This window comes from Ramlibacter cellulosilyticus (assembly GCF_014297465.1).
GTDB lineage: Bacteria > Pseudomonadota > Gammaproteobacteria > Burkholderiales > Burkholderiaceae_C > Ramlibacter > Ramlibacter cellulosilyticus.
Window position 1 is genome coordinate 199,973 of sequence record NZ_JACORT010000001.1, and the last position, 26,443, is coordinate 226,415.

General features: G+C 70.6%; 31 protein-coding genes. 16 read left to right on the top strand and 15 right to left on the bottom strand.

Annotated elements, in window-relative coordinates; all coding sequences use genetic code 11:
- Positions 1–24 precede the first annotated feature (24 nt).
- Together H8N03_RS00975 and H8N03_RS00980 are read right to left on the bottom strand one after the other, a co-directional pair.
- Positions 25–699, bottom strand: coding sequence for a 3'-5' exonuclease (locus tag H8N03_RS00975; protein WP_187074250.1), 675 nt, complete (start codon positions 697–699; stop codon positions 25–27).
- Entirely contained in the window at positions 696–2,528 is a 1,833-nt protein-coding gene (locus tag H8N03_RS00980; RefSeq protein ID WP_187074251.1) for a DUF294 nucleotidyltransferase-like domain-containing protein, read from the bottom strand. The genes H8N03_RS00975 and H8N03_RS00980 overlap by 4 nt, the downstream gene beginning before the upstream one ends.
- Before the next feature lie 236 nt (positions 2,529–2,764).
- Between H8N03_RS00980 and H8N03_RS26120 the strand changes: the two genes are divergently transcribed.
- Both H8N03_RS26120 and H8N03_RS00990 read left to right on the top strand, forming a co-directional pair.
- Positions 2,765–3,052 carry a DUF485 domain-containing protein gene (locus H8N03_RS26120; RefSeq protein WP_354005080.1) on the top strand — a complete coding sequence of 96 codons (288 nt, stop codon included), beginning with the start codon at positions 2,765–2,767 and terminating at the stop codon, positions 3,050–3,052.
- Positions 3,049–4,776, top strand: a complete 1,728-nt coding sequence (locus H8N03_RS00990; RefSeq protein ID WP_187074252.1) for a cation acetate symporter — start codon at positions 3,049–3,051, stop codon at positions 4,774–4,776. Before H8N03_RS26120 ends, H8N03_RS00990 begins: the two co-directional genes overlap by 4 nt.
- Positions 4,777–4,801: 25 nt before the next feature.
- On the opposite strand, the gene H8N03_RS00995 is transcribed toward H8N03_RS00990, so the two are convergent.
- The gene (locus tag H8N03_RS00995; protein WP_187074253.1) at positions 4,802–5,008 is read right to left on the bottom strand and encodes a dodecin; all 207 of its coding nucleotides are present in this window, start codon (positions 5,006–5,008) and stop codon (positions 4,802–4,804) included.
- Positions 5,009–5,195: 187 nt separating this feature from the next.
- On the opposite strand from H8N03_RS00995, the gene H8N03_RS01000 reads away from it, so the two are divergent.
- Positions 5,196–5,699 (top strand): hypothetical protein, encoded by a 504-nt coding sequence (locus H8N03_RS01000; protein WP_187074254.1) that lies wholly within the window; start codon positions 5,196–5,198, stop codon positions 5,697–5,699.
- Positions 5,700–5,714: 15 nt separating this feature from the next.
- On the opposite strand, the gene H8N03_RS01005 is transcribed toward H8N03_RS01000, so the two are convergent.
- Positions 5,715–6,692, bottom strand: a complete 978-nt coding sequence (locus tag H8N03_RS01005; protein WP_187074255.1) for a Bug family tripartite tricarboxylate transporter substrate binding protein — start codon at positions 6,690–6,692, stop codon at positions 5,715–5,717.
- A gap of 128 nt (positions 6,693–6,820) precedes the next feature.
- On the opposite strand from H8N03_RS01005, the gene H8N03_RS01010 reads away from it, so the two are divergent.
- A complete protein-coding gene (locus H8N03_RS01010) occupies positions 6,821–7,726 on the top strand; it encodes a LysR family transcriptional regulator (RefSeq protein ID WP_187074256.1) in 906 nt (301 codons plus the stop codon).
- Between the two features lie 118 nt (positions 7,727–7,844).
- Here H8N03_RS01010 and H8N03_RS01015 read toward each other — a convergent pair whose 3' ends face one another.
- Positions 7,845–8,666, bottom strand: a complete 822-nt coding sequence (locus H8N03_RS01015; RefSeq protein WP_187074257.1) for an alpha/beta hydrolase — start codon at positions 8,664–8,666, stop codon at positions 7,845–7,847.
- Between the two features lie 127 nt (positions 8,667–8,793).
- On the opposite strand from H8N03_RS01015, the gene H8N03_RS01020 reads away from it, so the two are divergent.
- Both H8N03_RS01020 and H8N03_RS01025 read left to right on the top strand, forming a co-directional pair.
- Positions 8,794–10,518 (top strand): sulfatase-like hydrolase/transferase, encoded by a 1,725-nt coding sequence (locus H8N03_RS01020; RefSeq protein ID WP_187074258.1) that lies wholly within the window; start codon positions 8,794–8,796, stop codon positions 10,516–10,518.
- Positions 10,515–10,988 (top strand): cupin domain-containing protein, encoded by a 474-nt coding sequence (locus H8N03_RS01025; protein WP_187074259.1) that lies wholly within the window; start codon positions 10,515–10,517, stop codon positions 10,986–10,988. The genes H8N03_RS01020 and H8N03_RS01025 overlap by 4 nt, the downstream gene beginning before the upstream one ends.
- A 37-nt stretch (positions 10,989–11,025) precedes the next feature.
- Here the strand turns inward: H8N03_RS01025 and H8N03_RS01030 are convergent, their stop codons facing one another.
- Positions 11,026–11,586 carry a DinB family protein gene (locus tag H8N03_RS01030; RefSeq protein WP_187074260.1) on the bottom strand — a complete coding sequence of 187 codons (561 nt, stop codon included), beginning with the start codon at positions 11,584–11,586 and terminating at the stop codon, positions 11,026–11,028.
- 78 nt (positions 11,587–11,664) lie between these two features.
- Between H8N03_RS01030 and H8N03_RS01035 the strand changes: the two genes are divergently transcribed.
- Positions 11,665–12,462, top strand: coding sequence for a hypothetical protein (locus H8N03_RS01035; protein WP_187074261.1), 798 nt, complete (start codon positions 11,665–11,667; stop codon positions 12,460–12,462).
- On the opposite strand, the gene H8N03_RS01040 is transcribed toward H8N03_RS01035, so the two are convergent.
- The 3 genes from H8N03_RS01040 to H8N03_RS01050 all read right to left on the bottom strand — a co-directional run bounded on the left by H8N03_RS01040 (position 12,434) and on the right by H8N03_RS01050 (position 14,746).
- Positions 12,434–12,754, bottom strand: coding sequence for an EthD family reductase (locus tag H8N03_RS01040; RefSeq protein ID WP_187074262.1), 321 nt, complete (start codon positions 12,752–12,754; stop codon positions 12,434–12,436). The two genes, H8N03_RS01035 and H8N03_RS01040, sit on opposite strands and share 29 nt — an antisense overlap.
- A gap of 14 nt (positions 12,755–12,768) precedes the next feature.
- The gene (locus tag H8N03_RS01045; protein WP_222622786.1) at positions 12,769–14,223 is read right to left on the bottom strand and encodes an amidohydrolase family protein; all 1,455 of its coding nucleotides are present in this window, start codon (positions 14,221–14,223) and stop codon (positions 12,769–12,771) included.
- 175 nt (positions 14,224–14,398) lie between these two features.
- The gene (locus tag H8N03_RS01050) at positions 14,399–14,746 is read right to left on the bottom strand and encodes a hypothetical protein (RefSeq protein ID WP_187074264.1); all 348 of its coding nucleotides are present in this window, start codon (positions 14,744–14,746) and stop codon (positions 14,399–14,401) included.
- A gap of 78 nt (positions 14,747–14,824) precedes the next feature.
- On the opposite strand from H8N03_RS01050, the gene H8N03_RS01055 reads away from it, so the two are divergent.
- Positions 14,825–16,165 carry an MFS transporter gene (locus H8N03_RS01055; protein WP_222622787.1) on the top strand — a complete coding sequence of 447 codons (1,341 nt, stop codon included), beginning with the start codon at positions 14,825–14,827 and terminating at the stop codon, positions 16,163–16,165.
- On the opposite strand, the gene H8N03_RS01060 is transcribed toward H8N03_RS01055, so the two are convergent.
- Entirely contained in the window at positions 16,140–17,414 is a 1,275-nt protein-coding gene (locus H8N03_RS01060; protein WP_354005057.1) for a DUF445 domain-containing protein, read from the bottom strand. The genes H8N03_RS01055 and H8N03_RS01060 overlap by 26 nt on opposite strands.
- 81 nt (positions 17,415–17,495) lie before the next feature.
- Here H8N03_RS01060 and H8N03_RS01065 point away from each other — a divergent pair, with 81 nt between their 5' ends.
- Positions 17,496–17,750 (top strand): hypothetical protein, encoded by a 255-nt coding sequence (locus H8N03_RS01065; RefSeq protein WP_187074267.1) that lies wholly within the window; start codon positions 17,496–17,498, stop codon positions 17,748–17,750.
- Positions 17,751–17,819: 69 nt separating this feature from the next.
- On the opposite strand, the gene H8N03_RS01070 is transcribed toward H8N03_RS01065, so the two are convergent.
- The gene (locus H8N03_RS01070; protein WP_187074268.1) at positions 17,820–18,194 is read right to left on the bottom strand and encodes a nuclear transport factor 2 family protein; all 375 of its coding nucleotides are present in this window, start codon (positions 18,192–18,194) and stop codon (positions 17,820–17,822) included.
- A gap of 42 nt (positions 18,195–18,236) precedes the next feature.
- On the opposite strand from H8N03_RS01070, the gene H8N03_RS26125 reads away from it, so the two are divergent.
- The 5 genes from H8N03_RS26125 to H8N03_RS01090 all read left to right on the top strand — a co-directional run bounded on the left by H8N03_RS26125 (position 18,237) and on the right by H8N03_RS01090 (position 21,770).
- Positions 18,237–18,362, top strand: coding sequence for a hypothetical protein (locus tag H8N03_RS26125; protein ID WP_255428006.1), 126 nt, complete (start codon positions 18,237–18,239; stop codon positions 18,360–18,362).
- A gap of 29 nt (positions 18,363–18,391) precedes the next feature.
- Positions 18,392–19,612 carry a helix-turn-helix domain-containing protein gene (locus H8N03_RS01075; protein WP_187074269.1) on the top strand — a complete coding sequence of 407 codons (1,221 nt, stop codon included), beginning with the start codon at positions 18,392–18,394 and terminating at the stop codon, positions 19,610–19,612.
- Positions 19,613–19,660: 48 nt separating this feature from the next.
- Entirely contained in the window at positions 19,661–20,332 is a 672-nt protein-coding gene (locus H8N03_RS01080) for a Vgb family protein (RefSeq protein WP_187074270.1), read from the top strand.
- An 88-nt stretch (positions 20,333–20,420) separates the two neighbouring features.
- On the top strand, positions 20,421–21,197 hold the full coding sequence (locus tag H8N03_RS01085; protein WP_187074271.1) for a DUF899 domain-containing protein: 777 nt from the start codon (positions 20,421–20,423) through the stop codon (positions 21,195–21,197).
- Positions 21,198–21,224: 27 nt separating this feature from the next.
- Complete coding sequence (locus tag H8N03_RS01090; protein ID WP_187074272.1) at positions 21,225–21,770, top strand: hypothetical protein; 546 nt, start codon at positions 21,225–21,227, stop codon at positions 21,768–21,770.
- Here H8N03_RS01090 and H8N03_RS01095 read toward each other — a convergent pair.
- Together H8N03_RS01095 and H8N03_RS01100 are read right to left on the bottom strand one after the other, a co-directional pair.
- A complete protein-coding gene (locus H8N03_RS01095) occupies positions 21,748–22,107 on the bottom strand; it encodes a DUF3703 domain-containing protein (RefSeq protein WP_187074273.1) in 360 nt (119 codons plus the stop codon). The two genes, H8N03_RS01090 and H8N03_RS01095, sit on opposite strands and share 23 nt — an antisense overlap.
- A gap of 146 nt (positions 22,108–22,253) precedes the next feature.
- Entirely contained in the window at positions 22,254–22,904 is a 651-nt protein-coding gene (locus tag H8N03_RS01100; RefSeq protein ID WP_187074274.1) for a hypothetical protein, read from the bottom strand.
- A 104-nt stretch (positions 22,905–23,008) separates the two neighbouring features.
- On the opposite strand from H8N03_RS01100, the gene H8N03_RS01105 reads away from it, so the two are divergent.
- A complete protein-coding gene (locus tag H8N03_RS01105; protein ID WP_187074275.1) occupies positions 23,009–23,983 on the top strand; it encodes a DUF2272 domain-containing protein in 975 nt (324 codons plus the stop codon).
- Between the two features lies 1 nt (position 23,984).
- Here the strand turns inward: H8N03_RS01105 and H8N03_RS01110 are convergent, their stop codons facing one another.
- Positions 23,985–25,145 (bottom strand): MFS transporter, encoded by a 1,161-nt coding sequence (locus tag H8N03_RS01110; RefSeq protein ID WP_187074276.1) that lies wholly within the window; start codon positions 25,143–25,145, stop codon positions 23,985–23,987.
- 12 nt (positions 25,146–25,157) lie between these two features.
- Positions 25,158–25,832, bottom strand: a complete 675-nt coding sequence (locus H8N03_RS01115; protein ID WP_187074277.1) for a hypothetical protein — start codon at positions 25,830–25,832, stop codon at positions 25,158–25,160.
- Positions 25,833–25,864: 32 nt separating this feature from the next.
- Between H8N03_RS01115 and H8N03_RS01120 the strand changes: the two genes are divergently transcribed.
- Positions 25,865–26,407: a hypothetical protein gene (locus H8N03_RS01120; protein WP_187074278.1), complete on the top strand. Its 543-nt coding sequence runs from the start codon at positions 25,865–25,867 to the stop codon at positions 26,405–26,407.
- Positions 26,408–26,443: the final 36 nt, after the last annotated feature.

Consider the following 26,443-nt stretch of genomic DNA (forward strand, 5'->3'; position numbering starts at 1 on the left):
CAGCGCGGAATGGACGCTGTCACTCTACAGGATTGCATGCTCGACCGTAGCGGGACCCGTCAGGTGCCGCAATTTCACGAACGCCATCGCCGCCATCACCGCGTCGCCCAAGGCGTCGTGCGCATCCTCCATCGGCAGGTCCAGCTCCCGCAGGATCGTGGCGAAGCGCAGGTCGATCTGCGCGGCTTCCTCGTACGGCGGCAGCTGGCGGCGCTTCCAGTCGTAGAACATGGAGGAGACCTCGATCTTCGGCTGGGGCAGGCCGACGCCGAGCAGCGGGAAGATCGCGCGGTCGATCATGGCCACGTCGAATTCCAGGTAGTAGCCCACCAGCGGACGGCTGCCGATGAAGCGCATCAGCGCCATCATGGCCTCGTCCGGGTCCACGCCCGCCATCACGTCGCGCTCGCGCAGGCCGTGCACGCGCACGCTGCTTTCCGAGACGCGGCGCTTGCCGGGCCGCACCAGGAGTTCCAGCCGCTGGCTGGTGAGGATGCGGTCGCCGGCGATGCGCACGGCCCCGACCGACACGATCTCGTCGCGGTGCACGTTGAGCCCCGTCGTCTCGCAGTCGAGCGCGACCCACTCGCCGGGCGGCGGCGGATCCCACATGAAGCGGAAGCGCGGGTCGCCCAGGTGGTACAGCAGCCAGGCGCGCTTCAGCGCGCGCAGTCCGTGCAGGGGAGACAGGCCCGTCACAGCATGTCCAGGCGGTAGCGGTGCCGCAGCAGGGCCTGGAAGCGCTTCACCGCGGCGAGCGCGTCCTTCAGCAGCCCGCGCTGCAGGCTGGAGAGGGAGGTGAGATGCACGACGCGGCCGTTGCCGGTGCTCCCGCCACCCGCGGCCAGCGCGTCCAGCCCCGCCTGCAGCTTCAATCCCATCAGGAAGTGCAGGCTGTCGACCAGTTCGGCGCCAAGCTCCCGGGGCAAGCGCCCCATCTCGCAGAGCGCGTGGATGCGTTCCACGGTGCCGGTGCATGCCAGCCGCGCTTCGAGCGCCATGCTGCGCACGCCGTGCACGAGCGGAAAGATCCCGGCCTTCTTCAGGTCGATCGCATCGTCGCTCTCGCCCAGCCCGAGCAGCCGCACCCACCAGCCGCTTTCGTGCTCGAAGGCATCGATGGCCGCGGCGAAGCGCGCGATGAGCACGTCGTCGTCGGCGAGCAGCCGGTCGACTTCGCCGCGCACCTGGGCGAGCAGCGACGCGTCGCCGCAGACCGGCTGCGCGTCGAGGAAGATCGCCAGCGCCATCAGGCTCTCCGCGTCGGGCATCAGCAGCCACCGGCGCACCGTCTCGCCGAACGCGCGCGCGGGCTGGCGCCACTGCGGGTTGCTCACCATGATCCCTCCCGGACACTCGGGATAGCCGAAGGCGGCCAGCGCTTCGGAAAAGCGGCGGCAGGTCGCCTCCAGGTCGTGCGGGGGCTCGTAGCCGTCGCGCAGCACGAGGCCGTTGTCCTGGTCGGTCTTCAGCAGCTGTTCGCCACGCCCCTCGCTGCCCATCACGAAGAGGCAGCTGTTGGCCACCAGGTCGGCGGGCGCGACCAGCCGCCAGGCGCGCTCGAACAGCTTGGCGTTCAGCTCGCCCACCAGCCGGGCGATGGCACCCGGCTTCGCGCCGCCGCGCCACAGCAGCGCGATCAGGCGCGTGACTTGCGCGGCGCAGCGGGCCAGGGCGGCGACGTCTTCCGCCTGCGCGACCTGCATCGAGATCAGCGAAGACGGATTCGACAGGAAGCCGAGCAGGTCGAGGTGCTCCAGGAAGCCGGTGACACGCTCGCCGTCCACCACCACGACGCGCTGCACCTGGTGGCGGATCATCAGCGCGAGCGCATCCACCAGCGCGTCCTGCGGACGCACCGTCACCAGGTCGAAGCTCGCGAACGCCCGCACCGGCAGCTGCGCCAGCGGCGTTCCCTCCAGCACCGCGCGCTGCAGCCCGGTGGTGGTGAACACGCCGGTACGCGGCGGGTCGCTGCGCGCATCGTGCACCAGCACGTTGCCGGTGCGCCGGGACTGGAACACGCGCACCACCGACACGATGTCGTCGTCCGCATCCACCACGTGCGCGGGGCGCAGGAAGGCTTCCTCGACGCGCCCCACCGACAGCGATTGCCGCTCCTGCGCGTGCGAGCGTTCGGCGAGCGCGGCGAGCTTCTGCGACAGGTCGGCGAACAGGAGCGCGGCGAACGTGGCGTTGCGGGCCACCAGCTCGCGCACGGCATCGCGCGCGACGAGATGCGCCAGCACTTCCTCGTGCGCGACGAAGCGGCTGCTCGCGCGGCCGGTCACGAACGCGCGGCCGTCGAAGCAGTCGTCCGGCCCGTACGTGGCCACGCGCTCGTCGCCGTCGAACTGGTGCACCGCGCCCTTGATCACCACGAACAGGTGCGCGGGCTCCTCGCCGGGCGCGAGCAGCGTCGCGCCTTCGCGCCAGTAGCCCACGTCGACGTGGTCGCGCACCAGCCGCTGCTCCTCGAGCGAGAGGCAGTCGAACGGCGAGACGGAGAAGTCGAAGGACGCAGGCACGGCGACCGATGATGGCGCCGCGTGCGCGTCGCGACTTGCGCTGCATCAAGCGATGGTGCGCGGTCAGTTTGGCGTCAGTCGTGCGCCCGCGTCAGAGACCGGTCAGACTCGCTCCAGACACTGGCCCCCTTTCGCAACCGAGGGGACAACCCGTGACCGATGCAGCCATCGCCCACAGGCCCGGCGCGCGCACGACGGCGGACACGCCGCAGCAGCTCGACGCCGTCACCGCGCGCATCCGCGCCAATCCGAAGTACCAGGAGCTGCGCCGCAAGCGCAACGGCTTCGGCTGGGCGCTGTGCCTGGCGATGCTGGTCGTGTACTACGGGTACATCGCGCTGATCGCGTTCAACAAGCCCTTCCTGTCGCAACCGATAGGCGCGGGCGTGACGACGCTCGGCGTGCCGATCGGCATGGGCGTCATCGTGTTCACGGTCGTCATCACCGGCCTGTACGTGCGCCGCGCCAACGCGGAGTTCGACGCGCTCACCCGCGCCATCCTGGAAGAGGAAGTGAAGCAATGAAGCGCATCGTCCGCCCCCTCTGCGCCGGCGCCGTGCTGCTGGCGCCTTTCGCGGTGCTCGCCGCCGGCGACGGGCCTGGCCAGGCCGCCAAGCAGGCCACCAACTGGACGGCCATCTCGATGTTCGCGGCCTTCGTGCTGCTGACGCTGTGGATCACCAAGTGGGCCGCGGCGCGCACGCGCTCCGCCGCGGACTTCTACACCGCCGGCGGCGGCATCACCGGCTTCCAGAACGGCCTCGCGATCGCGGGCGACTACATGTCCGCCGCGTCCTTCCTCGGCATCTCCGCGGCCGTGATGGCCACGGGCTACGACGGCCTGATCTACTCGATCGGCTTCCTCGTGGGCTGGCCCGTCATCACCTTCCTGATGGCGGAGCGGCTGCGCAACCTCGGCAAGTTCACGTTCGCGGACGTCGCCGGCTACCGCTTCAAGCAGACGCCGATCCGCGCCTTCGCCGCGTCGGGCACGCTGGTGGTGGTGGCGTTCTACCTGATCGCGCAGATGGTCGGCGCGGGACAGCTGATCAAGCTGCTGTTCGGCCTGGACTACTGGATCGCCGTGGTGCTGGTCGGCGGGCTGATGATGGTCTACGTACTGTTCGGCGGCATGACGGCGACGACCTGGGTGCAGATCATCAAGGCGATCCTGCTGCTGGCCGGCGTGAGCTTCATGGCGTTCATGGTGCTGGCGCAGTACGGCTTCAGCCCGGAGGCGCTGTTCGCCAAGGGCGTACAGGTGAAGACCGCGCTCGCGCAGAACGCGGGCAAGTCCGCGGAAGAGGCGGGCCAGGCAGGCCTTTCCATCATGCAGCCGGGCGGCTTCGTGAAGGACCCGATCTCCGCCATCAGCTTCGGCATGGCGCTGATGTTCGGCACGGCGGGACTGCCGCACATCCTGATGCGCTTCTTCACGGTGCCGGACGCCAAGGAAGCGCGCAAGTCCGTGTTCTGGGCGACGACGTGGATCGGCTACTTCTACGTGCTGATCTTCATCATCGGCTTCGGCGCCATCGCGCTGGTGCTCACCAACCCCGAGTTCGCCGACGTGTCCAAGGGCGTCATCAAGGGCGGCGCGGGCACGGCGAACATGGCGGCCGTGCTGGTCGCCAAGAGCGTGGGCGGCGACGTGTTCTTCGGCTTCATCTCCGCCGTGGCCTTCGCCACCATCCTCGCGGTGGTGGCGGGCCTGACGCTGTCGGGGGCTTCGGCGGTGTCGCACGACCTGTACGCCACCGTGTTCAAGAAGGGCAAGGCCGACAGCGCCAAGGAGCTGAAGGTCTCGCGCATGACCACGCTCGCGCTCGGCGTCGTCGCCGTGGTGCTGGGCATCGCCTTCGAGAAGCAGAACATCGCCTTCATGGTGTCGCTGGCCTTCGCGATCGCCGCGTCGGCCAACTTCCCCGTGCTGTTCATGTCGGTGCTGTGGAAGGACTGCACGACCAAGGGGGCCGTGATCGGCGGCTTCCTCGGCCTCGTGTCCTCGGTCGCACTGACCGTCGTGTCGCCGTCCGTGTGGGAAGTGACGCTCGGCAACCCGAAGGGCAGCGCCTGGTTCCCCTACACCTCGCCCGCGCTGTTCTCCATGGCGATCGGCTTCGCCGGCATCTGGCTGTTCTCGCTGCTGGACCGCAGCGCGCAGGCAGCGAAGGAGCGCGGCCTGTTCCCGGCGCAGCAGGTGCGCTCGGAGACCGGCCTCGGCGCGGCGGGCGCGTCGGGCCACTGAGCGGAGGGCAGGCGCGCGCGCCTGCCTATTCCAGCGTGAAGCCCACTTTCAGGGTGACCTGCCAGTGGGCGACCTTGCCGTCCTGGATGTGCCCGCGCGTCTCGATGACCTCGAACCACTGCAGGTTGCGCACCGTCTCGCTGGCCTTGGCGATCGCGTTGTTCACGGCGTCTTCGATGCCCGCGGGCGACGAGCCGGTGAGCTCCAGGCTCTTGTAGACGTGGTTGGACATGGGGGCCTCCTGGGTGTTGGCGGCCCCATTGTGTGCCAGCGGGTCGCTTCTGTAGCGGCCGCACCTCACCGCGCGGCCGTTCGGCGCGACCTGGGGAGCCGCCCGTCGTGGTGGCGTGCCGGCAGGGGCGGAGCGGCGGGGCGATCCCCTGTAATTCCCTCGCAAAACGAAGAAGGGAAGACAAGCCATGACCAAGTCCGCCATCGCGCTCGCCTGCGTCGCCGTCCTCGCCGGATGCGCGCAAATGCCGCAGACCCGTCCGGAGTTCCAGGAAGCGGTGCGCAGCGGGGCCTCGCTCAGCCTGACCGACACCCACGTGGCGAAGCGTTCGCTCGACGAAACCGTCCGGCTGCTGCGGCCCAAGCTGTCCGAATGCTTCGACTACAACGTGGCCTGGTCGCGTACCGAAGGTGCGGCGGTGGGCATGTTCAAGGAGAAGTGGCAGTCCAGCGTGCGGGCCATCGACCGGAACCGCGCCGAGGTCACGGTGCAGCGCACGATGAGCGGCGCCGTCCAGAAGCAGCCGGAGGGCGGGTACTACGTCGTCGCCCTCGACCTGGAACGGATCGATGCCACGACGACGAAGCTGACCTATTACGGGGCCAGCACGTCGTTCGGGACTTCCACCTGGAACTCGCTGAAGCAATGGAGCGAGGGCAGGGCGGCGGCTTGCCCGTCGGGGATCGTCTGATCGAGGGCGAGCGCCCTAAGCCGGCCGCAGGCCCTTCGTCTTCACGAAGTGGCCCCAATGCTCCAGTTCCCTGCGCACGAGGGCATCGAACTCCTCGCTGCTGTTCGGCGCGGCCACTGTCATGCCGATCTGCGCAAGGCGGGCGCGGACGTCCGCCGAGCCCATCACGCGGAACAGGTCGCGGTTCCATTGCTCGACGATCGCCTTGGGCGTGCCTGCGGGTGCGACCATGCCCTCCCACTCGCGCAGTTCCATCCCCTGCATGCCGGCTTCGGCGAGCGTCGGCACGGAGGGCAGGGCAGCCATGCGCTCGGGGCTGGTGACGGCCAGCGCCCGCAGCTTGCCGGACTCCACCAGCGTCGTCGCGACGGAGGCCGTCGCGAACATCGCCGTGACCTGCTGGCCCATGAGCGCCGTCACGGCCTCGGACGGGCCGCGGAACGGCACGTGCCGCATGCGCGCGCCCGAGGCCTGGCAGAAAGTCTCGGCGAGCAGGTGCGCCGGCGAGCCGTTGCCGCCTGACGCATAGGTCAGCGCCTCCGGCTGCTTGCGCGCGCCTTCCAGCAGCTGCTGCAGCGTCTGCACGGGCGAGGCAGCCGGGACGACCAGCACGTTGTACAGCCAGACGAGGTTGCCGATGGGCGCGAGGTCGCGGCTCGTGTCGTAGGGCAGCGGCCCCATCAGCGAGGGCAGCACGGTGTGCGTGAGGAACAGGACACCGACGGTGTGCCCGTCCGGCGCGGCGCGCGCCACCGCCTGCATGCCGATCATGCCGGTGGCACCCGGCCGGTTCTCCACGATCACGGGCTGCTTCCAGAGCTTGCCCAGCCCCTCGCCGGCCACGCGCGCCAGCACGTCGGGCGGGCTCCCCGGCGGCAGCGGCACGATGATCTTCACCGGCTTGTCCGGAAAGCCCGGCTGGGCGAAGGCCGGGGCGCCGGCCAGCACGGGGAGTGCGGCGCTGGCGCCCAGGAAGTGTCGACGGGTGATCATGTCTCGCTCCAGTCTGGCCCCGGGGTGGTCCCGGTGTGGAGGCCATGCTAGTGGCCGGCCCGCGGTGCAGCCAATGGCCAATGTTGATGTCGATTACCATGGGTTATCGGCCGGCCGGAGCTCCGCACATGCGCCTTCAACACCTGCACCTGCTCCTCACCCTCGCGGAGACGGGAAGCCTGCGCGCGGCGGCGGAGACCCTCAACGTCACGCAGCCCGCCCTCACCAAGTCGCTCAAGCAGCTCGAGGAGGAGTTCGGGGCCACGCTCGTCCTGCGCACGCCCAAGGGGGTGCGCCTCGCCCCGGCGGGCGAACTGCTCGCGGTGCGGGCGGCCACGGTGGTGCGCGAGCTCGATCGCGCGCGCGAGGAAGTCGCCTGGCACACGCAGAACACGCGCGGCACGGTGACGGTCGGGGTGTCGCCGGCGGCGGGCCTGCTGCTCGCGCCGCCGGCGCTCTCCCGCTTCCAGGCGCGCTGGCCGAACGTGATGGTGCGGCTGGTGGACGCGCTGTATCCCAAGGCGTTGCAGCAACTGCGTTCCGCCGAACTGGACATGGCGCTCGGCCCGATGCCGGCGGCGGGCATCGCCCGCGACCTGCAGGCGCAGCCGCTGGTGCAGAGCGCCTCGGTGATCGTCGCGCGGCGCGGCCATCCGCTCGCGCGGGCGCGCCGGCTGCAGGACCTGCAGCAGGCCGCCTGGATCCTCACCGGGCCGCGGCAGGGTCCGGGCGACCCGATCCACCTCGGCTTCGAGGAGAAGGGGCTGGCGCCGCCGCGCGTGTCCCTGGAGTGCGAGTCGTTCTCCACCTTGCTCGCGATGCTCCCGACCGTCGACATGCTGGCCCTCGTGCCCAAGCGCTTCTTCGACAGCCATGGGCCGCGCATCGGCCTGGCCGCGGTCGCCATCGAGGACCCGCTGCCGCCGACGACGATCCATCTCTTCACGCGGTCCGATGCGCCGTTGACGCTGCATGCGCAGCGGCTGCTGGAAGCGTTCGTGCACGAGGCGCGGCTGGCGCAGCGGGCGGATTAGGCCCGTCCCAATCGCTTGACGGTGAATTTGTAGGGTGGCCGGCGAATGCCGGGAAGGTGAGCGAAGCGAACCCCACCGAAGGGCGCGCGTCACGGCCGCTCGGTGGGGTTCGCTGCGCTCACCTGCCGCTGGCGCGCCACCCTACAAGGGGTTGCCAGGCGGCGAAGGCATCGTCCCAGCCGCCAGTCCCGTCAACCCATGCATCCAGCACCGTGAAGTGGTCCGCCTGCGGCACGACCAGCTCGCGGCTCCAGTGGCCGGTGGCACTCCACGCAGCGTGCATGCGGGCGTTCTGCGCGAGGAAGGCGCCGGTCTCGTCGCCGCCCACCACCCACAAGCCCGGGATGCGACCGTCGCGGACCCGCGCCGTCACGTCGCAGGCAGCGGCCGTGCGCGCATCGAGGTTCAGCTTCGCGTTTAACGTGGTCGCGAGCAGCGGCTGCGGGTCGTAGACACCGCTGATCCCGAGCACGCCATCGATGCGGGCATCGCCGGCCAGCGCGAGTTCCACCGCGAGGTGCGCGCCGGCCGAGTGTCCCGCGACCACCAGCGGAAGCCGGTCGTTCCCGAGGTGCTCGCGCACCGCGCGCACGCAGGGCCGGACCGCCTGCACGAGGTCCGGCAGGGACACCTCCGGACAGAGCGGATAGTTCACCAGCACCACATGGAAGCCGCGCCGCTGCAGCCCAGGCGCCACGAAGCGGAACTGCGACTTGTCCCGCGATTGCCAGTAGCCGGCGTGCAGGTACAGCAGGGTGCCGCAGGCGGGCGCGATGGCCGGAAAGTGGTCGAACCGCTGCCGCGGGTGCGGACCGTACGGCAGGTCCAGCGCCGTACCCGGCGAAGCCGCGGCCTCGTCGCTCTCCGCCTGGAAGCGCGCCAGCAGCGCGGGGAAGTGCGGGCGCATCTGCCCTTCCACGTACGCGTGTTGCAGGTCCATCCCTGCATTCTCCACCGGGGGGCCGCCTTGCGATAACCGGCGGTAATGGGATTCCAAAAATGGCACTGGCCCTGGCGGCGCCCCGCTCCTAGGATGCCCTTCATCGCCGCACGAGACGAGACAAGCCATGAGCCGACGCACCAGGAACATCCTCTTCATCATGTGTGACCAGCTGCGCGCTGACCACCTCTCCTGCTACGGCCACCCGAAGCTGCACACGCCGCACATCGACGCGCTGGCCGCCCGCGGCGTGATCTTCGACAACGCCTACGTGCAGTCGCCCGTCTGCGGGCCCTCCCGCATGAGCTACTACACCGGCCGCTACATGCACTCGCACGGCGTGAGCTGGAATTTCGTGCCGCTCAAGGCGGGCGAGATGACCATCGGCGACCACCTGCGGCCGCTGGGCGTGCGGTCCGTGCTGGTCGGCAAGACGCACATGCGTGGGGACGCTTCCGGCATGTCGCGCCTGGGCATCGATCCCGATTCCCAGGTGGGCGTGCGCATCGCCGAGTGCGGGTTCGATCCCTACGAGCGCGACGACGGCATCCATCCGTATTCCGGCCACGACCCGGACCCCAGCTACCACCGCTACCTGCGAGAGCACGGCTTCCAGGGCGACAACCTGTGGGAAGAGTGGGCCAACACCGTCGTCGACAAGGACGGCACATTCCGGTCCGGCTGGTACCTCAGGTACAGCAACCTGCCGGCGCGCATCCCGGCGGAGCACTCCGAGACCGCCTACACGACCGGCCGCGCGATGGACTTCATGCGCGAGGCGGGCGACCAGCCGTGGCTCTGCCACCTCTCGTTCATCAAGCCGCACTGGCCTTACGCGGCGCCGGCCCCTTACGCCGGCATGTACACGCCAGAGGACGCGCTGCCCGTGGTGCGCTCGGACGAGGAGCTGCGCGACCCGCATCCCGTGTATGCCGCGATGACGCACCACCGCGTGTCGCGCACCTTCGCGCAGCCCGGCATCCGCGACGCGGTGATGGTCGGCTACATGGCCCTCGTCAAGCAGATCGACGACGAGATGGGGCGCCTCTTCGCCTTCATGCAGGAGCGCGGCCTCCTGGAGAACACCATGATCGTGTTCTGCGCGGACCATGGCGACTTCCTGGGCGACCACTGGCTGGGGGACAAGGAGCTGTTCCACCAGCCGGTGATCCGCACGCCGCTCATCATCTGCGACCCGGATCCGCGCGCGGATGCCACGCGCGGCACGCGTTGCCAGGCGCTGGTGGAGGCGGTGGACCTTGCGCCGACCTTCCTCGACGTCCACGGCGGCAACCCCGTGCCGCACGTGATGGACGGGCGCTCGCTGCGGCCGTGGCTGTTCGGCAAGCCGCCGGCGCAATGGCGCGACATCGCCGTGTGCGAATGCGACTATTCCTTCCAGGACGCGCGCATCGAACTGCAGCAGCCGCCGATCGAGTCGTGGATGCGCATGGCCTTCGACGGGCGCTGGAAGTACGTGCTCTGCGAAGGCTACCGGCCGATGCTGTTCGACCTGCAGTCCGATCCGCAGGAACTCCATGATCTGGGAGCGTCCGAAGCGCCCGAGCACGTCGACCAGCGCCGGCGCCTGCACGAGGCCTTGTTCCAGTGGGCACGCCGGCCGCGCCAGCGCGTGACGGTCTCCGACGAACTGATCGAGAGCACCGAGGTGCAGGCACGCATCTCCGAGAACGGCATCCTCATCGGCTATGCCGACGAGGCGGACCTCGTGGCGCAGCGCAAGCTGTTCAAGCCGCGCTACGCGAGCCACAACCCGCTGGTGAAGGAAACACTGGACCGGCTCACGCGCGAGCCGTATCTCGCCCACGCACAGGAAGGGACAGGAGCATGAGCAAGCAACCGCGGCTGCCCGATTGCGAGCACGACCCCGCCGGCATCGACGGCGTGACCTGGAACATCATGGGCCAGGTCTACACCCCCAAGCAGTACGACGAGCGCCAGTTCGTCTGGCACGCGACCTTCCCGGAAGAAACCTTCGTGCCGCCGCACACGCACCCCGGGCAGGACGAGTACCTGAGCCCGCTGGACGGCGACATCGACGTCATCATCGACGGCCGCCGCGGCACGGTGCGCGCCGGGGAGATCGGCCACCTGCCGAAGGGGAAGCCGCACGCCTTCTTCAACAACAGCGGCAAGGTGGTGCAGGCGATCTTCTGGGCGGAACCGGCAGGCGAGTTGCCCGCGCTGTACCGGCGCATCCACAACATCGCGAGCCCGAAGCGCGTGACCGAGATCGCGCCGGAGTACGGCGTGGTCTTCGCGCCGCCGGTGTCGGCGGCGGCGGAGCCGAAGCCGGACTGACGCGCCCGCCCGGCCCGTTGCGGGCCGGAAGCGACCGTCATTCGCCGGCAGGAGCGGACGCCGCGTGCAGGAACCGTGCGTAGCCGATCTCCGCCGCGTTCTTCGCGAGTTCGGTATTCGCCCATGCGAACAGATCCGCCAGGGGGCGCTGCTGGAACGGCCACCGCACGCGCACCGGCGAAGCGAGCTCTTCGTCCGTGGTGTCGTGCAGGGCCGCGGCCCACCGTTGCTGCAGTCCCGAGATCCAGGCGCGGACCTGGTCGGCTTCGCCCGGCCAGGCAATGGCCTCGCGCGTGAGCGTCCCGCCGCCGAAATTGTGGTCGAGCGCCATGGACCACCAGAATCCCAGGTGCCACGTGAGCCAGCCGATGCTCGAAGGACCCAGCGTGTAGTCCTCGGTCGTCGGCCAGTCCGCCTGCCAGTGGCCCTGCGCGTCGCGGTGCACGTGAAGGCCCCGGGCAGCCGGGCGCCAGAGGCATTCGGCCGTGGTGAGTCCCTCGAGGTGGTAGCCCGTGAGTTGCCAGGCGACGGCGAACTGTCGCTCCAGGCAGCCGCGCACCGGGTGTTGCGAGGCATCGGGCGGCGTGGGTGCTTCCATGCAATGCTCCTTGGCTGCATGGTACGGCGTGCCGACACGGCTCGACTAAGCTCGCACCATCGCCCCAACCCGCCCGCCATGTTCAAGCTCCTCGCGCTGGTCCTCCTCGCCGTGCCCCTCTACTTCGGCGGCAAGCTCGCCTACGAGCGCTACACCTTCGTGAGCCGTGCCCGCGCCTGGCTCGCGGAAGCGGAGGATCCGCGCTGCCGCCCCGAGGACCTGGCGCGGCTGCTCCAACGCGTGGAGCGTGACCTGCGCGACGACATGAAGCCGGCGGCGGGCCCCGCGCCCGCCGACCGCCTCGCCGCCATGCAGTTCGCCGTGCGGCCTTTCCGCGCGCCCGAGGTCGTCGGCATCACGCCGCAGCGCCTTTGCACCGAGGCCCATTTCCCGTGGAAGCCGTCGAAAGGCATGCCGACGATCCTCCACTGCACCATGCCCAAGTACGTGCGCTGCGAGACCGAGGTGACCGTGACCGTTCCCGCGGACATCCTGCGCGACGCGGAGATGACGGCGCGGTACGGCGGCCGCGGCTACGTGCCGGGGTCGCCACCGGCCGGACTGGACGCAGCCGGCAATGCGGTGTTCCGCTTCCCCGCGATTCACGCTGCGCTGTTCGAGCACTACCGCAACTCCAACGCCTACGTGCACGACCGGCAGGAACGCATCCCGTTCCACGAAGTGCAGCACTTCGGCGGGGGCGTGCGGGCCACCTTGGCCAACTGGTCCTACTTCCACCAGAACAGGGCCCGCATCGAGCACCTGCAGCTCGTGTCGGAAGACATCGGCGGTGCCGTCACGGGCGGCGGTTATGCCGGCGGCATCCGGAAGATGCGGGAAGAGCAGCTCAGCTCTTCTCCACCACCACCTCGCTGATCCACATCACCGGCTGGACGTCCGTGTAGTTCACGATGTCCGCCATGATTTCCTTCCCGTGCTGCCCGAGCGCCTTCTGCAGGCCGTCGACGGATTCGCAGGCAATGCTGCATGCCCCCAGGTAAGGGGAGGGCGCTCCCGGCGCGCCGCCCGCCAGCCCCTTGTCGATCGTGTAGTACAGGCAGGCGCCGCCCAGCCGGCTGGCCACCATCGGCATGTGCTTGTCGCGGTAGTAGGCGTGGTCGAACCGCGCGCCGGGCGCACCGGGATAGAGGACGTTCAGCTTGATCATGGGGCGCTCCTTCGTCAGTTGGGACGGAACAGGTTCTGCGGGATGCCGGCCGCGTGGAACAGGTAGTCGCGCGAGGATTCCAGCTCGCGGCGCAGGCGGCGCAGGTCCACGTCGAGCAGCTTGCCCTTCCACTTGCGCACCTTGCCCGCGACGATCACCGTTTCGACGTTGGACCGCTCCATCAGCGACACCACCGCGCCCGGCACGACATTGAGCGGCGCCACGTTGATCGCCTCGGCATCGAGGATGATGATGTCGGCCTCCTTGCCCGGCGTGAGCGAGCCGGTCTTGTGCGCCAGCCGCAGGTCGCGCGCGCCCTCCATCGTGGCGAAGCGCAGCACGTCGCGCGTGGTCAGGAGTTCGGGCAGGCCCGGATGGTTGCTCTGCTCCAGCGCCATCTGGTTCACGAAGGCCCGCTGCAAGGCCATGGCGCTGCGCATCTGGGTGAACATGTCCGCCGTCAGCGTGCATTCCACGTCCACGCTCAGCGAAGGCTGGATGCCCATGGACAGCGTCTTGAGGATGGGCGGCATGCCGTGCCGCATGTTCATCTCGATCGGAACGGCGAGCGAGACGCCGGCGCCGGCGTCCTTCACCTTCTGCCAGCTCATGTCCGACATGCCCGTCATGTGGATGAACAGGTTGTCGGGGCCGAACTTGTTGGCCGCGGCGAGCGCATCGAAGGTCGGCCCCATGCCGAAGCTGCCGACGATGTGCGCCACCACCTGCAGCCCGAGCTGGCGCCCGAGCGTCCAGGCCGCCTCGAAACCCGGAAGGTAGATCTCGCCGCCCATGGTCATGGACAGCAGCTGGTCGTCGGAGCTGAAGTACTGCGCCTTGAGGCGGGCCGCGTCCGCCGGATACTGGTTGCCGGGGACGTTGCCCGCGCTCTCGAAGTAGCCGAACACGCTGCGGCGACCGGAGTCGGCCAGGGCCTTGACCGCCGCATCGGAGTGCTGCCGCGAGTGGTGGATCTGCGAGATGTCGTGCACCGTCGTGACGCCGGCGTCGATCTGGCTCAGCGCGCCGAACAACTCGTTGATGTAGACGTCCTGCGGCCGGTACACCGGCGCGAACTTGCCGAGGATGTACTCGAAGTAGTTGATGGCGCCGTGCGGCTTGCCGTCGTTGAACAGCAGGCCGTCGGCGAGGAAGCTGCGCAGCGCGGTCTCGAACTGGTGGTGGTGCGTGTCCACGAACCCCGGCATCACGATCTTGCCGCGCGCGTCGATCGGCGTGCCGTACGAGGGCAGGTGCGGTCCGACGGCGAGGATCTTCTTGCCATCCACCAGCACGTCGGCCTGGACGAAGTCACCCACGTTCGGGTCCATGGACATGACGTGCCCGCCCTTGATGACGTAGCGCCGACCCTGGCGGCCGCTGTCGCCGGGAGGATCGTCGTCGTCCGGACCCGCGGCAGCGCGCCCGGTGAACAGGCCCAGTCCCGCCGCCAGGGCAGCGGTCCCCATCGCCCCGGACTTCAGGAAATGGCGTCGCGACGAGCCCGGGGAAGCGGAATGATCCTGCGGATTTCCTTGATCGCACAGATGGCACATGAGGCTTGCCTCCTCCGAAGTGGAGTCGTCCGGGATGGCGGCTCCCGGGCTCATTCATAGGTGGAGTGCCTGGTGCTGTAAAGCGGTGTTACATCGCGTTGGAGGAGGGCGGGTCGCCCGGCGTCCCGGCAGGCTGCGGGCCGTCCGGCTCCAGCGGGCTCGCCGCCGGCACCAGTTCGCGCAAGGTCTGCTGCATGAGATGCGAGTCGGGGACCGTCTGCATCGACGCGAGCAGGACCTCGCGCGTGATGGTCCCGGGTACGCACAGCTCCACGTCGATGACGCCGGTCACCGGGTCCGGCGGGCCGGGGTGCACGTCGATCTCGTCCGGCACGTCGCACGCGAGACCCAGCATCTGCGTCAACGCCAGCACCTCGATCGGACACTCCGCGCGGAAGGTGAAGAACCTGGCGGGGACTCCTGGGAGGGGCGTCATCGGTGGGGCGTTGGAGGCGGAGGGCCCATTATGGCGGGAGCTCCCGGTACCGGCACAATGGCGCGAGGGAGGCCCCCCTTGATCGCAAAGCTCGCACAACGCCTGCCGTTCTTCTACGGGTGGATCGTCGTCGGCGTCGTCTTCGTGACGATGGCGATCAGCGTCAACGCGCGCACGGCCTTCTCGCTGCTCTTCCCGCCGATCCTCGACGAGTTCGGCTGGGAGCGCGGCGTGACCGCCGGCGCGTTCTCCTTCGGTTTCCTCGTCTCCGCGGTGCTGAGCCCGCTGCTCGGCCGGCTGATGGACCGCCACGGGCCCCGGTTCGTGATGGAGGTCGGCATCGCCGCCACCGCCGCCGGCCTGCTGCTCGCCACGTTCGCCGGCCAGCCCTGGCACGTCTACGTCACGCTGGGCATGCTGGTGGGCGCGGGCACGACGTTCACCGGCTACACGGGGCAAGCCTTGTTCCTGCCCAACTGGTTCGTGCGCCGGCGGGGGCTTGCGATCAGCGTCGCCTTCGCCGGCGTGGGCTTCGGCTCGATCGTGATGCTCCCCGCGCTGCAGGCCTTCGTCGAGCGGCATGGGTGGCGCGCAGGGTGCACGCTGCTGGGCGTGACGGTGCTCGTGGTGCTGGTGCCGCTGAACCTGCTGCTGCGCAAGCGGCCGGAGGAGATCGGCCTGGCCCCGGACGGAGACCCCGATACCGCCGCCGCCGCACAAGCGCGCCGCGTGAACGTCGTCGACACGGCGTGGGCTGCCATCGACTGGACGCTCGCGCGCGCGATGCGCACCGCCCGCTTCTGGTGGATCGCGGTCGCGTACTTCACCGCGCTCTTCGCCTGGTACGCGGTGCAGGTGCACCAGACCAAGTACCTGGTGGAGACGGGCTTCGGCCCGCAGGAGGCGGCCTGGGCGCTCGGCGCCGTGAGCCTCGCCGGCGTCCCCGGGCAGATCGCGCTGGGCTGGCTCTCCGACCGGATCGGGCGCGAGATCGTGTGGGCGATCGGCAACCTGGGTTTCTGCCTCACCTATCTCGCGCTGCTCGCATTGCCGGCATATCCCGGCGCTCCGCTGCTGTACGCGATGGTGATCGCGCAGGGGCTGCTCGGCTACGGCATGACGTCCGTCGTCGGCGCCATCCCCGTCGAGATCTTCGAGGGCAGGCACTACGGGCCGATCTTCGGCACCCTGATGCTCAGCGCGCTGGCAGGCGGTGCCGCGGGCCCGTGGTTCATGGGGTTCGTGCACGACACGACGGGCAACTACACGCTCGCGTTCTGGGTCGCGATCGGCTGCACCGTGGTGTCGACTTTCGCGATCTGGCGGGCTGCGCCTGGCGAGGTGCGTGCCGTGGCCGGACGCGTCGGGCAGCACGGGGCGAAGCCCGAACCTCTCAGGCCGCACCTGCCACGTACGTGAGCAGGTGCAGCAGGAGCCCGATCGCGCCGCCCACGATCGTGCCGTTCACGCGGATGGCCTGCAGGTCCTTGCCGATGTTCAGCTCGATCTGGTCGGCCATCTCGCGTCCGTCCCACGCGCGGACGGTGTCGCGCACGTGGCGCGTGAGGAAGTCCGCGAACTCCGGCGCGAGCCGGCGCGCGGCTTCCTCGAGCTGCGACCGCAGGGACTGCCGCAACTCCGCGTCCTGCGTGAGCTGCTCCCCGAGCCACCTGGCGCCGGCAGCGGCACCCTGGTGGATCATCGAATCCGGCTTGCGCAGGTCCTCCGCCAGCGAAGCCTTGAGGGATTTCCAGAGCGTGCCGACGTAGGTGCCGAACGTCTCGTCGTTCAGCAGGTACTGCTTGATCTCCTCGCCGCGCGCGTGCAGGACCGGGTCGGATTGCAGCCGCAGCACGAAGTCGTGCATCCACTCGTCGAAGAGCTGCCGGTACGCGTGTGCCGGGTTCGCCCGGATGCTCTCCAGCCGGCGCGCGACGGCGTCCGCCAGGGCGGCCGCCACGTTCTGCGCGATCCACTGCTTCGGCAGCAGCTTCTGCTTGCGCGGGTGCTCCTGCGCGAGCCAGTCGATCACCTGCGCCGCGATCCATTCGCGCGTTTCCGCGCGCTCCACCACGCGCAGGGCCCGTTCCACCGCCTGGTCCAGCAGCTGGCCGTGGCGGCCGTCGCTGGTCAGGCTCTCGAGCAGGCCCCGCAGCGAGCCGGTCAGGTCCGCGCGCTGGAACACCTCGCGCACGGCATCGCGCACCAGCTGCTCGATGCGGGCGTCCTCCACGAGGTGCAACACGCCCTCCGTGGCGCGCGCCAGGTAGGAGCCGACCCGCTGCGCGTTGGCCGGGTCGGTCAGCCACTGCGCGACGTACCGGGAGGGATCGTGCGCGCGCATCAGTCCCACGAGCGTGTCCGGCGCGAGGAACTCCTCCTTGACGAACAGCGAGAGGTTGTCCGCGATGCGGTCCTTGCTGCGCGCGATCACGTCCGTATGCGCCGTGATGAAGGGGATGCCGGTGGGAATGCGCCGGAAGAGGGCGCTCACCGCGAACCAGTCCGCGAGCCCGCCCACCATGGCCGCCTCGGCGATCGCGCGGATGGCGAGCACCCACGGGTTGGGCGGCACCAGCATGGTGGCCGCGAAGATGAAAGCCGCCGCCGCGAGCAGCAAACCGGCCTTGCGCTTGGCGGACGCGAGTTCCTGCCGTTTGTGCTCCACGACGTTCCCCTTCGGTCTGGGCGGATTCTGGCATCGCATGTCCGCAATGGGCGCGTGGCGCACTCGCGCCTATAGTTCCGCATGGCCGGCACCACCATCACCACCGAGCTCTACAAGCTGTACCCCTCGCCGCGCAACCGCCATCGCGAGGTCTTCCTGCACCAGGTCTTCGTGCCGCATCCGTATGCCCTCGTCGACCCGCCCAGCTATGACCCGCAGGGCCGCTGGACGCTGTTCGCCGCGCACCGCCTCGAGGACGGGAAGAACGGACAGCTGGTGACTTTCGAACTGGAGGAGGACGCGGCGAAGTTCAGCTCGCGCTTCGTGCCTGACTGAGCGCAAGCCGCAGGCCCGCCCCGCCTGCTCGTCCACGCGCAGCGGACACCGGGCGTTCAGGCCACCGGATCACAAGGCCGGCCGGTTCTTCCGGTACGAATTCTTCACCGCGATCCTGCCGTCGCGGAAGGTGAACAGGTCGCACCCGTTCACTTCGACCCGGCTCCCGTCGGCGCGTGTCCCCGTGAACGTCCACTCCGACACGCCGCGGTCTCCCGCCACGAAGTGCCGCGGCGAGCGCCACTGGGCGTCCGGGAAGGTCTTCCACACTTCGCTGAAGCCGGCCCGCACGGCTTCGGCGCCGGCGTACCGCGTCCCGCAGACGTCGGGGCCTGCCGACGCCTCGAACACGCAGTCGTCGGTCATGAAGCGCATCAGCGCCTCGATGTCGTGCCGGTTCCAGGCGTCGGCAAAGGCCTGGAGGTCTGCAACGGATGGGCTCATGCGCAGTCTCCCGCAGGACGTGGGGAGCCGATTCTGCGACGCATGCCGCAATCCCGCCAGCAGCCAGCACAATCGGCGTCGCCACGGGAGCCCCGCATGCCCACCTTCGTCACCATCGGCTACGGCGATCGCGCCGGCGACGACCGCACCCCCGAGCCGCTCCTGTGACGCCGGCGGGCCCGCGGTAGGCTTGCTGCATGGACGCCCTCATCGCCGCCTCCGCACGGGCCCTCGCCACGGGTGACGCCCTCGGCGCGCTCAAGCGCGTGGCGCTGCGCGACGACCCACCGGCGCTGGCGCTGCGGGGCATCGCGATGGCGCAGCTGGGTGAGCATGCGACGGCGCGAGACCTGCTGCGGCGCGCCGCGCGCACGTTCGGCCCGCGCGAGGAGGTCGCGCGGGCGCGTTGCGTGCTGGCGGAAGCGGAGGTCCAGCTCGCCATGCGCGAGCTGGAAGGCACCTCGCGGGCACTGCTCGCCGCGTCGGCCACGCTCGAGAGGCACGGCGACCATGCCAATGCGCAGCATGCCCGGCTGCTGGCGGTGCGTCGCTCGCTGTTGCTGGGACGGCTGCAGGAGGCTGCGTCCACGCTGCAGGAGGTGGACGTGCCACGGCTGCCGCCGGCGCTCGGCGCGATTGCCGAACTCGCGGCCGCCGAACTCGCCTTGCGCTCGCTGCACTCCGCTGCGGCACGCGCTGCCCTGGCGCGCTCGGACCAGGCGGCGTACCGCGCGGGTATTCCTGCGCTGATCGCGGAAGTCGCGGAGGCACGCACGGCGCTGGCGCGTCCGGTGGCCCAGCGCATCACGCAAGCCGGCGCGCAGCCCCTGCGGCTGGAGGACGTGGAGGCCCTGCTCGCGGAAGGCACGTTGGTCCTGGACGCATGCCGGCGCGGCCTGGCGTCCGCCGGCGCCTGGGTGCTCCTGGCGCGCCGTCCCATCCTCTTCGCGCTGGCACGTGCACTCGCGCAGGCGTGGCCGCATGACGTGGACCGCGAGGCCCTCATCGCCACGGCCTTCCGCACGCGCCACCCCGACGAGACGCATCGCGCGCGCCTGCGGGTGGAGATCGGCCGCCTGCGTGCGCTGGTGAAGGACATGGCGGCGATCGAGGCCACGCCGCGCGGTTTCGCGCTACGCCCGCGCGGCGCGCGCGAGCTCGTCGTACTGGCGCCGCCGATAGCCGGCGAGCAAGCCTCCCTGCTGGCGCTGCTCGCCGATGGCGCCGCCTGGTCCACCTCCGCCCTGGCGCTCGCGCTGGACGCGAGCCAGCGCACCGTGCAGCGCGCCCTCTCGGAGCTGGAGGCGGAGGGCCGGGTGCGCTCCATCGGGCAGGCGAGGGCGCGGCGGTGGCTGGCGCCCCCGCTGGTCGATTTCACGACAATCTTGTTACTCCCCGGCGCGCTGCCAGGTGCGTAGAGTCCTTCCCAACGCGCCGAACGCCGGCGCGGCAGAAAGGACGACGCGATGAGCACCTCCACCCCGCAGGCGAGCACGGCAGCGCGCCCCGCCGAGATCGTGCGCGAGTACGGCCCGTTCCCCGGCGGGAGCGCAGTGCACGGCGTGAGCTACGACGGCACCCGCGTCTGGGCCGCGACCGGCGAGAAGCTCCTGGCCATCGATCCCGCCAGCGGCGAGGTGCAGCGCACGCTGCAGCGCGCATGCGATGCCGGCACCGCGTTCGACGGCAAGCACCTCTGGCAGATCGCCGAGTCGCGCATCGACAAGATCGATCCCGCCACGGGCGAGGTGCTGGCGTCCATCCCCGCGCCCGGTGCGGGTGGCGACTCGGGGCTCACGTGGGCCGAAGGCAGCCTGTGGGTGGGCAACTACCGCGGGCGCAGGATCCAGCGCATCGACCCCGCCACGGGTGCCGTGCAACGCACCATCGAGTCGAACCGCTTCGTCACCGGCGTGACGTGGGTGGACGGCGAGCTCTGGCACGGCACCTGGGAGGGCGACGAGAGCGACCTGCGCCGCGTGGACGCGCAAAGCGGCGAGGTGCTCGATCGCCTGCAGATGCCCGCCGGCACGATGGTGAGCGGCCTCGAGTCCGACGGCGCCGACCTCCTGTACTGCGGAGGCGGCGGCAGCGGCAAGGTGCGTGCGGTGCGCCGCCCGAAGCCGAACCGCAAGTAGCCATTTCCGACTTTCCCGTTCGCGGCCTGCCCCGGGTCGGGCCGCCGCATGCCTTCATCAACCGGCTCGTCGAGCCAAGGAGCAAGCCATGACCACCGCCACGCATCCCGTCGCCAGCGACGCGCACTGGACCGAGCAGCGCCTGAAGCTGCTGGCCCGCGAAAAGGAACTCACGCGCCTGCGCGACGAGGTCGCGGCCGAACGCCGCGCGCTGCCCTGGCGCCGCGTCGCGAAGGACTACGCCTTCGACGCGCCGCAAGGCAGGCGCACGCTGGCGGACCTCTTCGGCGGCCGCCGCCAGCTGCTGGTGCAGCATTTCATGTTCGGCCCCGGCTGGGAGCAGGGCTGCCCCAGCTGCTCGTACATGGCCGACCACGTCGACGGCATGACGATCCACCTCGCGCACCGCGACATTTCCTTCGTCGCCGTCTCGCGCGCGCCGCTTGCGGACCTCCTGCGCTTCCGCGAGCGCATGGGCTGGAAGTTCGACTGGGTGTCGTCGCACGGCAGCGACTTCAACTTCGATTTCGGCGTGAGCTTCACGCCGGAGGAACTGGCCAGCGGCGAAGTGGCCTACAACTACCGCAAGGGCTACTTCCCCGCGGAGGAAGCACCCGGCATCAGCGTGTTCTGCAAGGACGACGCCGGCGCAGTCTTCCACGCGTACTCCACCTTCGGTCGCGGCGTGGAGGCGATGATGGGCGCGTACGTCCTCATGGACCTCACGCCGCAAGGCCGCAACGAGCGCGACGTGTTCTACAAGATGGAGTGGGTGCGGCACCACGACCGCTATGCGCCGGAGCACGCGTTCGAGCCTGCGCCGGAGAAGGCGGCGGCGGCCGCGTGCCAGCACTGCGAGGCCTGAGCTTCACCGCACGGCGCGAGGATGACGATGCAAAGCCTCTGGCCCTGGCTCGCCGTCGCCGCGGCGGGCGCGCTGCACGGGATGAACCCGGCGGCCGGGTGGGCGCTCCTTGCATGGGGCGGCCGCGCCAGGGCGATGCAGGCGCTGCTTGCACTTGCGGCGGGGCAGCTCGCCTCGGTCGCTCTCGTCGCGGCGGCGGTGCCGCTCGCCTTGCAGTGGCAGTGGGAGTTCCAGCCGCTGCTGCTGCAGGGCGCCGCCGCGGCGCTGCTGCTCTGGATGGCGGTGCGCCACCTGCGCGGCCGCCGGCGCGCCGCCGAGGCACATGCTGCCGTGGGGCTCTGGTCCTTCATCGTCGCCACCGCGCATGGCATCGGCTGGATCCTCGTTCCCGCGCTCGTGCCGCTGTGCGGGGGCGGCATGCCGGGGCGGGAGATCACCGCGTCCGGCTCCTTGTGGCTGGCGCTCGCGGCGGTGGGTGTCCACCTCGCGGCGATGCTGCTCGCAGCCGCCGCGACGGCTGCCGCCGTACGCCACGCGTGGCATGCCGCCTTCAGGCCCTCGCCGCCTCGATGACGCGGCGCAGGTCGTCCGCCATCTCCATGCGGCGGAACCCGCTCACGTCGGCACCGCCGGTATTGCCGGCAGGGACGAGGCCGAAGCCCGTGAACACCGCGGCCGCGGCAATGCGCCACGCCTGGCCGAGCGCCTCGCCCGGGCGGCGGTGATGCCAGGCGAAGCGCAACATGTGCCAGTGCACGCGCACGTGTTCGCGGGTCGCGGCCTGTCCCAGGACGTGGGCGCGTTCGAGGTGGAGGAAGGCGGCGTCCAGGTCGCCGCGGGCTTCGGCCTCGCGCGCGGTGACGAGTTCGGCCTGCACGTGGGGACGGATGCGGAGGGAGAAGGTGGTCATGGCGCGGATTCTTCGCGTCGCGGCCGGCGATGTCTTGAACGCAGAGGCTGTAAACATGTCATCCCGGGCTCGACCCGGGATCCATGAGGCGCCGGAAGAAGCGCCCTATGGATTGCGGGTCGAGCCCGCAAGGACGACGCGGGGAATCACAGCGGATTCGGCGCGTCGAACACCACGCGGATCGGCCGCTCCGCCCGTTTGCCCTGTTCCACCATCCACTTGCGCGCGAACTCGCGCACGGTCTGTTCCGCGGTGCGTTGCTGCGCGTCGAGGTAGGGCGGCGTCGCGCCACGGCTCGCCAGCTCGGGGCCGAGGTGGCGCAACGCGTTCTCGCGGTTCGGTGCCGCGGCCGGCGAGAACACGCTCTGCTCCGTCGTGAGGATCTCCATGCCGGCGGTGTCGAAGGCCACGGGCCGCTGCAGCTGCAGCGGCGGCACGGACAGCTTGTAGTGGTCGCCCTCCGGTTCCAGCCGCCATTGCGCGGCCAGCGGAATCCGGTACACGTAATGCGCGCGGGCGCGGATCTTCGACACGGTGCGCGGCAGGCTGCTGCAGTCCACGACCGGGCAGTCCCAGGTGGTGCGCCACGCGAACTCCTCCACCTTCGCCATCTCGCTGACCTGCAGGAAGCCGCCCGGCGTGCGAATCAGCTGCACCTGCGCGGGGTCGAGCGTGTCGACCTTCTGTTCGGTCGTCGAGCCGATTCTTCCCAGCTGGTGCCAGGCACCGAGGCCGGCAAGGACAACGAGCGTAGCCAGGGCGAGCGTGCGGATGGGCTTCATGGGCAGCCGGTGCATTGCAGGCATTCTGCGGGATTCGCCGCGGGCGGCGGTGCCGGGCAGCACGCAGCGGCGGCCGCGCGTCGCCCCGGGAAGGAAGAGGATGCGCAGAATCGGGCCCCATGAAGCGCTCCCTGTTCGCCACCCTCGCTGCCGCGCTGCTCTGCGCCTGCGCCGCCCTTCCGCCGGGAACCGCCGCCGCCCGCGACGCCGCCTGTTCGGCCACGGCGAAGCGCGCGCCGGGAGACCCGCGCATCCACCTGGCCATCGCCGAAGCACTGCGCCAGCACGAACTGTTCGGCGGCCAGACCATCGAGCGCAACGGCGGCATGTTCCGCGTGGGGCAGCACGAGGCGGAGTGGGGCCGGGCACCGGGCGACCCCACCGGCGTGTGGCAGCGGGTCGCCGCGTTCTGGCAGGCGCTGGATGCATCGGAGCCGCCGCGCGTGTTGACGAGCCAGGGCTGGGTGGAGCGCACGGAAGCCGCGGGGGGTGCCGCAACGATCGGCAGCAGGGCCGATCTCGCCGTGCGCGAGGCGTTGCTGCGCGCCGCCATCATCGATACGCCCTGGTCCGCCGCGTTCCTCAGCTACGTGATGAAGACGGCGGGCTTCGGGGCCGAGGAGTTCGTCTTCTCGGACAGCCACGTCGACTACGTGCAGGCTTCGTTCCAGGCGTCCGCCGCGGAGGCCGCGGGCAGCGAGGTGCGCTACGCCTACCGCGCCTGCGACGTCGCCACGACGCCGCCGCGCGCGGGCGACATGCTGTGCGCCACGCGCGCGAGCACCGCCGGCGTCGCGAGCTACCGGGCGCTTGCCGCCGCGCTATCGACGCGCATGGGCAGCGAACCTTTCCCGATGCACTGCGAACTCGTCGTGCGCGCCGACGCAGGCGGGGACGCGAAGCTGGAGACCATCGGCGGCAACGTCGTGCAGTCGGTGACCTTGTCGCGCATGACGCTGAATGCGGACAAGGTGCTGGGTGCCGCTTACTTCGCCGGCGCCGCGCCGGCCGCCGACTGCGTGCGCAGCGGGCAGGAGTGCCGCGAGCACCTCGGCCGGCGGCCGTGGGCCGTGCTGATGCAGTTGCGGCGCTGAGTCACGCGGCCGCGCGCAGGGCTCGCCGCGCCAGCAGGCCGACGACGAGCGAGAACACGATCACCACGACGAGGCCTGCCTTCAGCGAGCGCGCCTGCGCGATGAAGCCGATCAGCGGCGGGCCCACCATCATCCCGAAGTAGCCGACCGACGACACGGCGGCGATGGCGTGGGCCGGTGTCACGCCCGGCGTGCGGCCCGCGGCGCTGAAGAGCACCGGCACCATGTTCGCGAAGCCGAGCCCCACGAGGGCGAAGCCTGCCAGTGCCGCCCAGGGCTGCCCCGCGACGAGGGCCAGCGTCATGCCGATGGCGCCGAGCAGTCCACTCCAGCGCAGCAGCGGGACCGGTGCCATGCGGGCGCGCACGGCGTCGCCGGCGAAGCGGCCGGCCGCCATCGCCAGGCTGAAGCTGGCATAGGCGAGGCTCGCGCTGGCCGCGGGCGCCGCGAGTTCCTGCCGCATGTACAGCACGCTCCAGTCGTACATGGCGCCTTCGCCGACGAGGCCGATGGCGGCCATCAGCCCGAGCAGCGCCAACGATCCGCGCGGCAAGCTGAGGTGCCCGCCCTCCGCGTGGCCGTGCCGCTCCTGGCGCAGCATGCAGCGGCTCGCTGCCAGCGACAGCACGCCGAGCGCCACCGAAGCGCCCGCGAGGTGCGCGACGGGCAGCACGCCCGCAATGGCCAGCAGGCTCCACGTGCCCGCTCCCGCCAGCCCACCGAGGCTGAACATGCCGTGGAAGCCGCTCATGAGGTGGCGCCCCGTCGCCAGTTCGAGTGCCGTCGCCTCGTCGTTGATGGCGACGTCGAAGAGGGCCGCGGCCACGCCATAGGCCAGCATCAGCGCCAGCAGCACGGCGTAGCTCGACGTGGTCAGCAGGTTGCCGATGGCCGCCACGCACGCCAGCACCAGCGCGGGCGCGATCTTCCTGGGCGAGCGGTGGGCCAGCACGCGGCCGGCCTGCAGCAGCGCGAACACGGAGCCTGCGCCGCTGGCCAGCATGGCGATGGCGAGCGCCTGCTCGCCGAGGCCGTAGTGGTCCTTGATGCTGGGAACGTGCACGCCCCAGGTGGCGAAGAGGGCGCCGGCGACGAAGAATTGCGCCCGGAGGGCCCAGGCAGCGCGACGCAGGATCTGCGCCGCTTCGGGAGATTCGGTCATGCGACCGGCATGCTAGTGGACGCGGGCGGATCCGGGTTGGGCCCGCGCATGCGTGTCGATCCAGAAGGCCCACGCGACCAGCAGCCACTGCGACTGGCCGACCCAGGCGATCGCGGAGACGGTGGGTGGCGGCGGACCCACGAGGTTCATCGCATGCACGACGGCGAGGAACACGACCAGTGCGCCGAACCCCCAGCGCCCCCGTCGGTCCATCGTCGTCCATGTGCTGCGCGCGTAGAGCCAGGCACCGGCCGCGAAGACCGGCAGTTCGACCGCCAGCGTCGCGGGCATGGAGTTCCACAAGCCGAGGCCCACGCGCGTGGCGCCGCCCGGCGTGAGCGGCAGGTCGGGCACGTGCACGATGGCATCGAGCGCCCAGTGGCTCGCGACGAGGAGGGCGACGACGATGGCACCGCGTGCGTCCTTGCGCAGGAGTGCGTACGCCGCGCCGAGCACGAAACTCCAGCCGACGGCCGCGACGAGGCTGTGCGAGAACGGGTAGTGCTCGAACACGAGCGGCGTGACGGCGGTCGCGCCGGCCTGGATGCGCACGATCTCCCATCCGAGGAGCAGGAACGTGGGCCACAGCAGGTCCAGCCACTGGGCGGCCAGGAAGGCGGTGCCCAGCGACAGCCGCGGCGCCAAGCGCCTGGCGGCGAAGGCGATGCCGAAATGGCCGATGAACATGGGGCTGCCTCCTCGCCTCGATAATGCCAGCGATGAGTGGCAGCAACAGGAGGCGTGGCGTGTTGTGGTTGGGCGTGGTGCTGGCCGTTGCCGTCTTTGCGCTGGTGTTCGTCCTCGGGCGCGGCATCGAAAGCCGTCGCGACGCCGCGTGGCAGCAGGCCGCGGAGCGCCTGCAAGGGACGTTCCGCAGCGGAACGTCATGTGCGGAACTGGAACGCTTCGGCACGCCAGCACCGTGGGCGGAGTGGGCCAGCGACGGGGAGCTGCAATGCCTGCGCGCGATCCACGGCGCGGCGGGCGGCGAGCCCTGGGCGCTGGTGCAGGTCCGTTATTCCGTGCGCCAGCGGCGGGGCGAGGAGCAGCCGGATGCGTGGTACGAGGTCACCGTGGCTGCGCTGCGGCGCCCCGGCGCCGCCGAGGGCTTGTCACCCGTTCCTGCTCCCGAGGGGCACGTGGCCGTCCGCAACGCGCACTCGCTGTTCGTGTGGAAGAAGGGCTCGCCGGGCGCCGGCGCTTCCCTGGACGCGTCCGACTTGCCGCAACTCCTGCAAGCCGCCAGGCGCGTGCCTTCGTAGGGTGGCGCGGCGAAGCCGCGGAAGGTGAGCGCCGCG